This window comes from Cytobacillus sp. EB106-05-05-XG126 (genome assembly GCF_058791715.1).
The window spans coordinates 1,290,926-1,304,162 of the sequence record NZ_JBYTDU010000001.1; the positions used below are offsets into that span (position 1 = coordinate 1,290,926).

At 41.0% G+C, this 13,237-nt stretch carries 11 protein-coding genes; 3 read left to right on the plus strand and 8 right to left on the minus strand.

Annotation, left to right across the window (positions count from 1 at the left end):
* Positions 1-71: 71 nt before the first annotated feature.
* Positions 72-962, plus strand: a complete 891-nt coding sequence (locus AC3WTL_RS06460) for a TetR/AcrR family transcriptional regulator (RefSeq protein WP_048008815.1) — start codon at positions 72-74, stop codon at positions 960-962.
* A gap of 118 nt (positions 963-1,080) precedes the next feature.
* Entirely contained in the window at positions 1,081-2,571 is a 1,491-nt protein-coding gene (locus AC3WTL_RS06465; RefSeq protein WP_226619191.1) for a spore germination protein, read from the plus strand.
* A 38-nt stretch (positions 2,572-2,609) separates the two neighbouring features.
* Here the strand turns inward: AC3WTL_RS06465 and AC3WTL_RS06470 are convergent, their stop codons facing one another.
* Complete coding sequence (locus AC3WTL_RS06470) at positions 2,610-4,025, minus strand: FMN-binding glutamate synthase family protein (RefSeq protein WP_048008816.1); 1,416 nt, start codon at positions 4,023-4,025, stop codon at positions 2,610-2,612.
* Between the two features lie 131 nt (positions 4,026-4,156).
* Between AC3WTL_RS06470 and AC3WTL_RS06475 the strand changes: the two genes are divergently transcribed.
* On the plus strand, positions 4,157-4,315 hold the full coding sequence (locus tag AC3WTL_RS06475) for a hypothetical protein (protein WP_492369228.1): 159 nt from the start codon (positions 4,157-4,159) through the stop codon (positions 4,313-4,315).
* Positions 4,316-4,350: 35 nt separating this feature from the next.
* Here AC3WTL_RS06475 and AC3WTL_RS06480 read toward each other — a convergent pair whose 3' ends face one another.
* The 7 genes from AC3WTL_RS06480 to AC3WTL_RS06510 all read right to left on the minus strand — a co-directional run bounded on the left by AC3WTL_RS06480 (position 4,351) and on the right by AC3WTL_RS06510 (position 13,076).
* Positions 4,351-5,436, minus strand: coding sequence for a nitric oxide synthase oxygenase (locus tag AC3WTL_RS06480; RefSeq protein ID WP_048008817.1), 1,086 nt, complete (start codon positions 5,434-5,436; stop codon positions 4,351-4,353).
* A 173-nt stretch (positions 5,437-5,609) separates the two neighbouring features.
* On the minus strand, positions 5,610-7,235 hold the full coding sequence (locus tag AC3WTL_RS06485) for a glycoside hydrolase family 13 protein (protein ID WP_048008818.1): 1,626 nt from the start codon (positions 7,233-7,235) through the stop codon (positions 5,610-5,612).
* 58 nt (positions 7,236-7,293) lie between these two features.
* Positions 7,294-8,979 (minus strand): glycoside hydrolase family 13 protein, encoded by a 1,686-nt coding sequence (locus AC3WTL_RS06490; RefSeq protein WP_283935675.1) that lies wholly within the window; start codon positions 8,977-8,979, stop codon positions 7,294-7,296.
* Between the two features lie 34 nt (positions 8,980-9,013).
* The gene (locus tag AC3WTL_RS06495; RefSeq protein ID WP_048008820.1) at positions 9,014-9,835 is read right to left on the minus strand and encodes a carbohydrate ABC transporter permease; all 822 of its coding nucleotides are present in this window, start codon (positions 9,833-9,835) and stop codon (positions 9,014-9,016) included.
* Positions 9,835-10,698 (minus strand): carbohydrate ABC transporter permease, encoded by an 864-nt coding sequence (locus AC3WTL_RS06500; RefSeq protein WP_048008821.1) that lies wholly within the window; start codon positions 10,696-10,698, stop codon positions 9,835-9,837. Before AC3WTL_RS06500 ends, AC3WTL_RS06495 begins: the two co-directional genes overlap by 1 nt.
* 57 nt (positions 10,699-10,755) lie before the next feature.
* Entirely contained in the window at positions 10,756-11,988 is a 1,233-nt protein-coding gene (locus AC3WTL_RS06505) for an ABC transporter substrate-binding protein (RefSeq protein ID WP_226619184.1), read from the minus strand.
* 80 nt (positions 11,989-12,068) lie between these two features.
* Positions 12,069-13,076, minus strand: a complete 1,008-nt coding sequence (locus AC3WTL_RS06510) for a LacI family DNA-binding transcriptional regulator (protein WP_048008823.1) — start codon at positions 13,074-13,076, stop codon at positions 12,069-12,071.
* Positions 13,077-13,237: the final 161 nt, after the last annotated feature.

Below are 13,237 nucleotides of genomic sequence, written 5' to 3' on the forward strand. Positions count from 1 at the left end.
TGTGTAATTAAATACAATGAGGTACTATTAAGTTATACACATAGTTCAAATAAAATGACAGGTGATTATAGATGAATAACAGGAAAATGCATGTTATAAAAAAAGCACATCAATTATTCCTGGATAAAGGTTTTCAGGCTACATCCATTCAGGATATTTTAGATTACAGCGGGATTTCTAAGGGGACCTTCTATAATTATTTTTCTTCGAAAAACGAGCTTCTTATCTCCATTTTTAAAACATTGCATGAAAAAATGGAATCAGAACGCAATAAGCTTCTTATTGGCCAGGACCCAAGCAGCTTAGAAGTATTCACACAGCAGATCGAATTACAAATGAATATGAATCGGACCAATAAGCTGGTTGCCCTTTTTGAAGAAGTACTTGTTTCAAATGACCCTGAGCTCAAGCAGTTTATTAAGGAAGGCCAGCTTAGGATGGTGGATTGGATTTTCAGCCGGTTTATTGAAATCTTTGGTGAGGACAAGAAACCCTATTTACTGGACTGTGCTGTGATGTTCCTTGGCATCCTCCATCATAACGTAAAATACCATACAAAATTCTTTGAATTCTCTTCAAGCATTAATCCAGTGGTCCGTTATAGTGTAGAAAGGATAAGGAAGGTTGTTGAAGAGGTCAGTTCAGCCGGTGATTACCTGCTGAAGCCTGAACTGATTGAAAACAGATTTAGGCAGACAGATCATAGAAATATGCATATTCTCTGCAAATCCATATTGACTTTGAAGAAGTCCATCAAGCAGGAAGATCAGAACGATTGCATGGATCTTCTGGACTTTATCCAGGAAGAAATGATTCATTCGAAAAAACCAAGAAAATTTCTCATTGATAGCGCCCTCCAATCTTTGAGAAGGTGCATAGCATTTTTGGATGCCAAAGAATTTGAGAATCTTGAAAAGCTGGTTTCAATCTGCTTTAAACATCCGGAAGAAGAACCTGTATAATTCCCAGGCCTGCCCCATTCTGAGGGAGGCTTTTTTTAGCTATTCCCGCCTATTCATTCATAATCCTTCCAAAAACGGTAACACTACACTTAATGCCGAAAAAATTGGTGATTACAGAATGAAAAAAGAGTTAAAAAAGAAGAGACCTGTATCAGAGATCGAACTTGACGAGCTGGAAAAGACGCTTTCACGATCTCATGATTTTCAAAAAGTACATTATAGCAACAGACAAACTAGCCTCTGCTTTTCTTTTACTTATTTCAAAACACTGATTGACCAAAAAATGATCACAAAAAGTTTGCTCCCTCAGCTTCTTCTTGGTGAATTCAACAAAATTGATGATTTGAAAAAACTTTTGCCATCTGCAAGCATACAAATATGCGATGATCTTTCAAAAGCAGAACATATGCTTTTGAATGGCTATGTAATGGTTACATCAGAAGCCGAGAACCAAAAAGCGGCTTTTATGGCTGCTAAATGTTCATATGTCAGGGAAATCACACATCCGGAAGTCGAGCAAACGGTTATTGGAGCAAAGGAAGCCTTTGTTGAGTCTCTGGAGAATAATTTGAATTTAATCCGCAAACGGCTGCCCATCTCTGAACTGATCATAGAGGAATATATAATCGGAAGCATATCCAGAACAGCAGTGGCCGTTCTCTATATTGAGGGAATTACGAATACAGATAATGTCAGCATGGTAAAAGAACGAATCGAAAATATTGATTTTGACGAAATCACTGACAGTTCTTACATTGGACAGCTCATTTCAGATAATAAGAATTCTCCCTTTCCTCAGCTGCTGGATACAGAAAGACCGGACAGGGCAGCCGCTGTCCTTGCTGAAGGAAAAATAGTGATAGCCGTAGATGGGTCACCACATGTACTGATTACCCCTACAACTTTTTCTGAATTCTTCAGTTCCTTTGAAGATTATTTTTTAAATTGGACTATCGCTTCTTTTGCCAGAATATTGCGGGCCTTTTCTGTTATTTTTTCCATACAGATTACGTCTATTTATGTTGCAACGCTTACTTATCATATGGAGCTTGTCCCCACCGATTTATTAGGAACATTGGTAACTTCAAGGCAGCATATCCCTTTGCCTCCTTTCTATGAAGCGTTAATGCTTGAACTGGTAATAGAGCTTTTAAGAGAGGCTGGAGCCAGATTGCCTACGAAAGTTGGTCAGACAATCGGTATCGTAGGGGGGATTGTTATTGGGACTGCGTCTGTACAGGCAGGGCTGACAAGTAATGTCCTGTTAATCTTTATCGCCCTTGCAGCACTTGCCGCTTTTACTACACCTGTATATAAGATGAATAATACCATCCGATTTCTAAGATTTCCGTTTTTATTATTCGCAAATTTATGGGGTTTTGTAGGTGTGCTGTTCTGTTCATGTATTTTGTTAACTCATATGATCAGGCTCACATCTCTCGGCAGACCTTTTATGGAGCCGTTTTATCCGCCAAGGTATCGGGATCTGAAGGATTCGTTTCTCAGATTTCCGTTTCAGCCTTTAAGGCCAGTGTATTTAAGAACACAAAATCCGCATCGGTTTCAGCCGCAGAAAAAATCAAAGGTCAAGAAAGATATTGATGAATGAATAAAAAAGAGAGCCTGGCTTACAAGTGCCAGGCTTTTTTATATCTTCTTAGATTTGTCCTCCCATGGTTCAAAGGAAAATGGGATTCCGATCATTTTCGCGGTGAGTTCATCATAAGACACAAGATCTTTCTTGGATAATTCTTTTAATGACTTTTTCCCCATGGCTCTTAAAGCCATTTTGATTTCCTCGGTGCTCGCGGTCAAGAACTTTTCCGCCGACTTAGCCCCATCCTCCGTTTTAAATACATCTTTGAATTTCCCCTGGTTCCAGACAGCCTGTGTTGGCGGCTCAAAAGGAAGAGCATTCAATGTTTGTTTATGAGAAACAGTAAACAGCATTACAGATCCCAGATAAACCGCATCCGCTCCAAGCGCCAGGACTTTTAAAAAGTGTCCTGGTGTAAAAAGACCTCCAGAAACAATTAAGCTGATATCCCCCTTCATTTTTCTTTTTTCAAGATGGTTTGAGGCACGGGTGATAGCATGCAGGGTTGGTATTCCAAAATCGTCTGCCAATAAGGGAGGTGCACCGACAGAAGCCCCTTGTCCCCCATCAACTGCGATAAAATCCACCCCGATTTCGATTAAATGATCAATATCATCTTCGATCTTTCCGCCTGCCCCTATTTTTGCGCCGATCGGGACACCTCCGGACATTTTACGCAGCTCATCCACCAGCTCTTTTAAATCCTTCAATGTCTGTTTTTCAAAAAAATGTTCCATTATATGGGCAGTTTCGTTTTCCTTTAACCCCATGACTTCCCTTGCACGACCGGTTAAATTTTCAGGGGAGATGTTGCCGCCCATACCCAGTGTAGCTCCCTGACCCAGCTTAAGTTCAATCATGTCCGCCCTTTTAATAGTCTTTTCTTCCTTACCCCACTCCGTCTTGGAGAACTGAAGAATGTACTTCCCCGCACTTTCAAGCTCTTCAGGCAGTATTCCGCCTTCACCGGAATTGATGGCTGTTCCTGTATTCTTGGCAGCTGTGGCCAATGCAATTTTGACTTGCTCACTTAAAGCGATTCCATAGGCCATTCCACTAATCATCAGTGGAATTTTGATTTTCATCGGCTTTTTCGCTTTTGGACCAATTGTCACTTTCACATCAACGTCTTCCTCACCGTCAATGGGGAAAGGGGATGTCTGTGCAGGGATAAACGTAATTTCTTCAAAATGCGGCCATTTTTTCGAGGAGCCAAATGGACGGTGAAGCACATCCCCCGTTTCAGCACGAAGGTTGTTTTCAAGCGCATTTTGAATGCCCATATGCTTAAAGCCGGGAATCAGCTCAATGAGGTTTTCCTGATAGCTGTCTGTCATAATAATTTTTCCTGCCTGCTTCACTGCCCGCTTCATAATCCAGCGCCAGCCGATAACAAGCATAAATAATAAAAAAATATATAATAAGGAAATCATTGCAAGTGTTGCAATTAATAATATATTGGTCATTAGTCTTCTCCAAAAGATCTTTTAGATTCCATTATTTCCATTGAGAGGGAATTTAACCTATGACTTTTGGGTTTTTGGAATAATCACAAAGCTGAAAGTAAACTCTATGTGAAAATATAGAATGAGGTGAAATGATGGACAACCGCGAGAATGTTCAGTCGAAAAATATTAATGAAGAAAACCGAGTTAAAGGAAGTCTTCTTGAATCTATGATGGAGCCTATGGACCAGCTATCTAAGATTCCTTCAGAGAAAACGGACCGAAGAACCAGTGATGGAGAGATGAATTAACAAATGAGAAAGCCGGCATTTTTGAATGCCGGCTTTCATTTTTGATAAGGAGTATCTTGATAAAAGTAATTAGGGGTTTTCACTTTATTATTATACTGCTTATGAAAAATATGTGCAGCAGCAGGGGAAACGGGCGGAATCAGCCAGGTCCAGTCACCGGTCAGGTCCCTCCCCTGGTTCTTTTCGTTTTCTTCAAATTTCTTGAATTGCTGTGCAGCGGTATGATGGTCTATTATGCTAACCCCTTCTTTTTTAAAGGAATGCAGTACGGCTGCATTTAATTCCACCAGGGCCCGATCCTTCCACAGCGAAGAATTCGACCTGGTATCAAGCCCCATTAATGAGGCAATTTGAGGAAGCATATCATAACGAAAATCATCTGCCAGGTTCCGCGCACCAATTTCAGTACCCATATACCAGCCATTGAATGGGGCTGCATTATAGGAGATGCCCCCAATTTCCAGTTTCATATCCGATATCATCGGGACTGCGTACCATTTCAAACCGAGATCACAGAACCAATTATACTCTGGATGCTCAATCTCTATTTCAAGAATCATCTCTTCCGGTATTTTCCTTAATTGGGGCGGCTGATTGTTCATTTGTATAACTAATGGCAGCACATCAAATTTGCCGTACTTCGGCTCCCAGCCCAATTTCATGCATTGCTTTGTAAATGCGATGGAGTGAGGATCGCCAATAATGCCTTCCTCTGTCTCATACCCAGCATACCGGATTAGCTGATGATTCCAAATTCTAAGTCCCTGTTCGGAAGTGTCCGGAGAGAAAATGGTGATGGCCGGACGCAGTCTGCCATTGTTAGTGGCAAATTGTATATGTTCAAAAAGAGCAGAAAATACTTCATCCGCTTGTTTCACATTCCGCTTATCCAAAACATTCAGCTGATCCCAAAACAGCCTGCCGATGCAGCGATTGCTATTTCGCCACGCTGCTTTTGCACCAAATTCCAATTCTTCAAAAGTATGTTCATAATACCCTTGCTTTGCAATAGAATATTCGATTTCCCTTAACCTGCTGTTTAGCTCAGCAGGACTTTTATTCTGTTCACCATAATACATTTTTATAAATTCTGCTGCTTTTTCAAGTAAGTCCTTTTTCAAAGATGAATCCTCCCAGAATAGACTACTTGTTAATGATAGCATAGGGAGGGTTGGGGAAAAAGTAATGATGTTCTGTGGTTTGCCTGATGTTACTGATATTGAGGTGGAGCTTTCTGAATTACTTCCATAGAAGTTTTCGCAAAGAAAAAAGAGAACCGCACGGGTCCTCTGCTTTAACCATTAATTATCTTATATATTCTAGCTTCATGGGGATGCAGTACTTCTTCATTTTTTTCAAAGTCACTTCTATAATTAGAAAGAATCAGCTTCCGGTTTGTGAATCCATTAAACGTAAATCTCTGCTGTTCGTCATCATGGTTTAAAACTATCAGCCAGGTTACATCATTATAGGAACGTGTATATACATATAGGTGTTCATCATCTGGCAATAGATCCTTATAATCCCCATAAACCATTACCTCGTTTTGTTTTCTTAATTCAATCAGCTTTTGATAAAAATAATATACGGAGTCTGTATCATTCAGAGCTGATTCGACATTGATTTCCTTATAATTCGGATTCACTTTGATCCATGGTTCACCAGCTGTAAAGCCTGCCTGGCTGCTTGCATTCCACTGCATCGGTGTCCTGGAGTTATCGCGGCTCAAAAGCAATAAGCTTTCAAAAACCTCCTGAGGGTCACGCCCTTTTGAAACTTCTTCATGATATTTATTTTTCATAGCAATGTCATTGTAGTCTTCAATGGAATCGAATCTCACACCTGTCATGCCGATTTCTTCGCCCTGATAGATATAAGGAGTTCCAGGCAAGGTATGAATCATAGCTGCCAATAGCTTCGCAGACTGAATACGGTACTGGCCATCATTTCCATAGCGGGTAACCTGTCTTGTGTGATCATGGTTGTTAAGGAATTGCGAATTCCACCCTTTTTTCTTAAGGCCTTCATGCCAGCTTGTTTGGATTTCCTTGAATCTCAGCATATCCCATACCGGCATTTCATCTGCCACCTGAAAATGGAACAGAGTGTTCAGTTCATTTCTGCTTTCATCCACATAGAGCAGTCCCTCTTCCGGTGAAACAAACGGGATCTCACCGACAGTCATCACATCATAATGCTGAAGGACTTCCCGGTGCATTTGCTGAAGATAGTCATGGATACCGGGGTTATTGGCCAGGTAGCTTATATCATAAGGATTCTCTGCCTCTGATAAATCTTCTTTTTTGGCCAGTAAATTAATCACATCCATTCGAAACCCGTCAATGCCTTTATCCAGCCAGAAGCGCATCATTTTGTAGATTTCCTGGCGCAGTTCAGGATTTTCCCAATTAAGATCCGGCTGCTCGACTGCAAAGGAATGATAATAATATTGTCCTGATGCTTTGTCCCATTCCCAGCAGGATGGAGCAAAATAGGAGCGCCAATTATTTGGCTCCCTGCCATCCTTTGGATCCTTCCAAATATACCAATCTCTTTTCGGATTATTTTTGGAGGAGCGTGATTCCACGAACCAGGGATGCTGGTCAGAAGTATGGTTTACAACCAGATCCATAATGACCTTCATACCGCGCTGATGTATTTCATGGATCAGCTCATCGAAAGCTGCCATGTCACCGGCTTTTTCCATAATTCCATAATAATTTGAAATGTCATAGCCATTATCCCGGTCTGGTGATTGATAAAAGGGATTCAGCCAAATCACATCAACGCCAAGATTCTTAATATAATCAAGCTTTTTTATAACCCCTCTTAAATCACCATAGCCATCACCATCGGAATCAAAAAAGCTTCTCCAGTAAATTTGATATACAACAGCTTCTTTCCACCATTTTTTACTCACAGGGCCACCTCATTATCATCAAATCTTCGTAAAAAAGGGCCCTAAACAGGCCCTGTCTTTATTTTTTCAATCGATACACTCTAGCTTCATATGGCTTGAGTGTCAGGTTATCAATTTCTTCATTTTCATCTGCAGTCAAGTTGGATATCAGAAGTTCCTTAGACGAATAAAGGACATGTCCCGGCAGCTTAAAGTCCGGTGTTCCATCACTGAAGTTGCAGATCACAAGCAGCTGGTCATCACCCAGAGTCCGTGTAAAAGCAAAGATCTGCTCATCCTCTTCCATTATTAAATCGAATGCTCCATATACAATCACTTCATTTTGCTTTCTAAGCTGAATGAGCTTCTTATAAAAATGGAAGATCGAGTCTTCGTCTTTTAAAACTGCTTCTGCATTAATCTTCTCGTAATTCGGGTTCACATTGATCCAAGGGTTTCCGTCTGTAAAGCCTGCATTCGGGCTGGCATCCCACTGAACAGGCGTTCTCGCATTATCCCTGCCTCTCTCATGAATGCCTTTAAAAATCTCATCATGTGTTAAGGAATCCGGTGTAAGATCACGGTAGGCATTCAATGTTTCGATATCACGGTAATCATTGATATCAATGAACTTAACATTTGTCATGCCGATTTCCTCGCCCTGGTAAATATAAGGCGTCCCCTGCATCATATGAAGGCACACAGCAATCATCTTACCAGAAGTTACACGGTATTCTTCTGAATCATTTCCCCATCTGGAGATGGCGCGGGGCTGGTCATGGTTGCTCCAGTACAGACTGTTCCAGCCATCTTCTTCAAGGCCCTTTTGCCACTTGTTGAAGATCTCTTTCAAATCAGTCAATTTCCAGGGGCGGGGGTCCCATTTGCCGTATTGTCCATCTCCAAGGCCCACATGTTCAAAATGGAATACCATATTTAATTCATTTCTGTCCCGGCCGGTGTAGAGTTTGCCTTCATCAACTGTTACACCAGGCATCTCGCCAACCGTGATGGTATCATACGGGCTAAGGGCTTCCTTGTTCATTTCCTGCAGGAACTCATGAATTCTTGGACCGTTCATATAATACTCGCTGCCGTCCCCATATTTGTGTCCTTCCCTGATCTTCCCCTGAGGATAGCTCGTATCTTTTGAAATGAAATTGACTACATCCATGCGGAAACCATCAATGCCTTTATCCAGCCAGAAGCACATCATTTCATACACTTCATTTCGCAGAACAGGATTTTCCCAGTTCAAGTCAGGCTGCTTTTTGCTGAACAGATGCAGGTAATATTCGCCGGTTTGTTCATCATATTCCCACACGCTTCCGCCAAACGCTGCTCCCCAGTTAGTAGGAGGCTCGCCATTGTCCGTCTTTTTCCAAATATAATAATCTCGATACGGATTATCTTTAGATTTTCGTGATTCCTGGAACCACTGGTGTTCATCGCTTGAATGGTTGACAACGAGGTCCATCATGATTTTGATCCTGTGTTCATGGGCTTTTGCAAGCATCCCGTCAAAGTCTTCCATAGTACCGAACTCATCCATAATATTACGGTAATCTGAGATGTCATAGCCATTATCATCATTAGGCGATTTGTAAACGGGGGATAGCCAGATGACATCGATCCCCAATTCGGCTAAGTATGGAATCTTTTCAGTGATTCCGTTGATATCGCCAATTCCGTCCCCATTTGAATCATTGAAACTTCTTGGGTAGATTTGATAAATAACGCTTTCTTTCCACCATGTTTTGTTCAATTTATACAACTCCGATCAAAGAATAATTTCATCTTTATTTTATAGAACCCTTCATTACACCGCTTATGATCCATTTTTGAGCAAAGATGTACACAATAATCATTGGCGCAAGTGCCATTAAGTAGGAGGCAAATGCAAGATTGTAATCTGTGCTGAATTGGCCCTGGAAAATGTACTGCACCAGCGGAAGTGTGGCCATTTCCCGGTCGCTGAGCAAGACAAGCGGAAGCATAAAGTCATTCCATGCACCAAGGCTCGTAATGATTGCGACGGTTGCATTCATTGGTGCCAGAAGCGGGAAAATGACTTTCCAGAAAACACCCCATGTGGTTGCTCCGTCCATGATAGCCGCTTCTTCCAATTCAACCGGAATGGCACGGATGTAGCCAATATAGATAAACACATTGAAAGAAAGGTTGAAAACGATATACAAAATGATTAATCCAACCAGGTTATCCATTCCCCATGCACTGGTCTGTTTGACAAGCGGCAGCATGATGATTGGAAAAGGTATAAACATAGCACTTAAAAAATAGAAGTATAGGAACTTATAAAACTTCTTATGAAGGTTTCTGGCGATGGCATATGAAACAAGCGAGTTCGTTAACACTGTAAAAATGACTACAAATACTGTAACAAATGCACTGTTTTTAAATGCATTAAAGAAATTAGTCATTTCAATGGCCTGTGCAAAGTTGTCAAATGACCATGACTTAGGAAGAGCCAGTAAATTCCCTGCCATTTCAGGCGGTGTTTTAAACGCAATGGTAATAGTTAAATACAGTGGAAAAAGAATGAGCAATGAACCTAAGATTAATAGAGTGGTCACAAGCCAGCTCGTTTTTTTGCGATTCATTAGTTTTCCACCTCTCTTTTATTTAAGAATTTCAGCTGAATAACAGAAAAGACGATGATGACGATAAAGTATATGACCGCATTGGCTGATTGATAGGCAAACTCTCCGCCTTCAAATCCTCCTCTATAAATTAGCAGGGAAATGGATTCGGTCGACTTTCCCGGACCTCCTCCAGTCAAGGCAACAATCTGATCAAAGACCATAAGGAAGTTTTTCAATGAGAGAACCATATTAATAGTGAAAAATGGTGCGATGAGCGGAAATGTAATTTTCCAAAATTTTGTCCAGACACCAGCACCGTCAATGCTTGCAGCTTCATATAAATCCTCTGAAATTGTCACAAGCCCTGCAAGATACAATATCGTATTAAAGGACACAGCCTGCCAAACGGCTACAATGACAATTCCGATCCAGGCAAGGTCCGGGTTTCCAAGAATATTGCGGGTCAAAATTTCCCATCCGAATACATCGCCAATCTGCGGCAGGAAATGAGCAAAAATAAAATTAAAGATAAAGCCAACAATCAAGATACTTAGAATGTAAGGCAGGAAGTAGATTGCCCGAAGCGTTTTGTGAAACTTTATCTTGGAATTAAGCCCGATGGCCACAAGAAGGCTTATGATATTGACCAAAATGGTCGCAACAATGGCAAATTTAAAAGTAAATAAGTAGGCATCCCCTGCCCGTTCATCTTTAAAAACGTTTAAGTAATTTTTTAACCCAACAAAATTCCAATCTCCATACCCTTTCCAATCAGTAAAGCTGTAAAAAATCCCCTGCAAAGCGGGAAAGCTGTGGAAAATAAAGAAAAGAAGGAAAGCGGGTATGGTGATGATGAGAAACACACTGTTTTTCTTTTTCATAGTGACAACTCCTTTTTAGAAAGCCAGGAAATCATGAGATTCCCTGGCCCGATGCCTTTATCGGTTTTGAACTTTTTCCCATTCGCTGTCCATTTTCTTCAGGAATTTTTCTTTATCTTTCTTGATCAGGAATTCCTGAACAAGGTTTTCGGCTCCCATGCCTGCAGGGTAATAGTGATCGGGGAAGCTTGTGATGGTGCCATTTTCAAAGTTAGCTTTGATTCCTTCAAACACCGGATCTTCCTGATATACTCCTTCAATGGCTGAGAAAGCTTTCTGCTCGTCAATATACTTTTGAGCAGTATCATTATTCATCATGAATTCAGCAAATTTCATCGCTTCTTCTTTATGCTCAGTATCTTTGCTGACTGCTAAAAGAACATCTACACCAGAAACAAGTTTGTTTTGTGCAGGATCGTTTGTTACAGGCATTGGAAATACTCCAAGTTCCATGTCAGGATTTGCTTTTAGAATTTCAGGGATTGCCCAGTTGCCCTGCAGGTAGAAAACAGATTTGCCAGCCGCAAATGCATTGTTTCCATCCCCGTAAGCAACACCCATATTGTCCTTGTGGCCATACTGAACTAATGTTGCCATCTTGTCTGCAACTTCATCATATTTATCGGTGAATGATGTTTCGCCGGCATTTTTCTTTTCGGCAAAATCTTCTCCTGCAACATTCGCACCAAGAGAGTTCCATGCAATCATGCCAGTCCAGGCATCTTTTAACGTGAAGTAAATCGGTGTGTCACCAGCAGCCTTCACCTTTTCAAGACTGGCGATGAATTCATCCCAGGTAGCAGGGACTTCAAGGCCATGTTCTTCAAACTTCGCTTTATTGTAAATAACCGCATTCGCATTTGTAGCATACGGAAGTCCGAAAGTACCTTCACTTTCAGGTCCTACAAGACGATTGATCATGTCGATATAAGATGGCTGGACTGTTTTAGCTAAATCAGTGCCTGAAAAATCCTCTAGAACGCCTGCACGTCCAAGCTCGCCGTATGTTGCATTACCAGCAATGGACATGATATCAGGAAGATCATTTTTGGTAAGCCGTGTTTTCAGGACTGTTTCCGCTTCTGGCGGTGCATCCAATTTGATCTTAATATCCGGATATTCCGCTTCAAATTCTTTAATCAATCCTTTGTATGTCTCGATGCTTTCTGATTTATTGGAGAAGAGCTCAAGCGTTACTTTTCCGTCATCAGCACCATCAGATGAACATCCAGCCAATAAAGAGGCTCCTAAAGTTAATGCCATCACACCTGCAGTCATTTTTTTAAACATGGTATATCCCCCTATGTGTTTTTGTTTTATAGCTCAATTACGTAAACGTTTACGTAATTGAGCTGAGAAAAAGAGAGTTCTTATTGCCTCTCTTTCACACTCATTCTTTCAATGATTTTATGCGGCATAATCCGGCTTTCCGGAGTTTCGCCAGTTTCCATGATGGTAAAAAGCATTTCTGCAGCAGCCTCACCCATTTTTGCGAGAGGCTGTCCTACTGTAGTCAGCGGCGGGATGGACATCTCAGCCAGGCTCAAGTTATCATAACCCATAACAGACAACTCTTCCGGGACGTTAATTCCCAATTGATATGCTGCGGATAAGGCACCGATAGCCATTTCATCACTTGCAGCAAATATCGCCGTAACATCCGGGAACTGTTCGACAAGCTTTTTAAAGCCCTCAACTCCATCAGGGAATGTAAATCCCCTGCTGAACACAATATTTTGGGAACCCAGCGGTATGCCATGATCTGATAAAGCTTTCTTAAAGCCTTCAATCCTGGGAATACCCGCGATGATATCATCCTTGTTTCCACTTATCATTCCAATTTTGGTATGCCCCTTGTCGATTAAATGCTTAGCTGCAGCATATGCTGCATGAAAATCATTGACCTTTACAAAAGGCACCGGGTACGCATAGGACTCTGTCGAAAGCAAAATCATCGGCATCTTGGTTTTAGTTACAAATTGATAATACTCATCCTTTAATATTTCACTTGCGAAAATTATCCCGTCTACCCTTTTTTCGATAAGCAGCTGGAGATACTTCATCGTTTTTTCGCCATTTGATTCTGTATGGCAGACGATCACACTGGAACCGTTGTCATTAGCAGCCTTTTCAATGCCATCCAGCAGATCGGTTACCAGAGAACTGGAAAGCTTCGGGAAAAGCACCCCAATCGTATGTGTTCTTTTGTTAATTAATCCTCTTGCCACTGCGTTTGGCTGGTATCCCAGTTCTTCAATCACTTTTAGAACCTTGAATTTTGTTTTTTCCGAATAGCCTCCCTGGCCATTTAAAATCCTGGAGACTGTTGCAATGGAGACATTTGCTTTTTTGGCAACATCTTTGATGGTATAAGACATATCCCACCTGCTTTAAATTGCTGTATTATTTTTTACGAAAACGTTTACGTTGTAATAATATCACGAAGTGTAAGCCTTTTCAATATTTTTTAAAAATTTTTTAAAAATTTGTATATACATCTAGTCATTGAAAAAGAGCCTATAAAGGCTCCATGATAAAT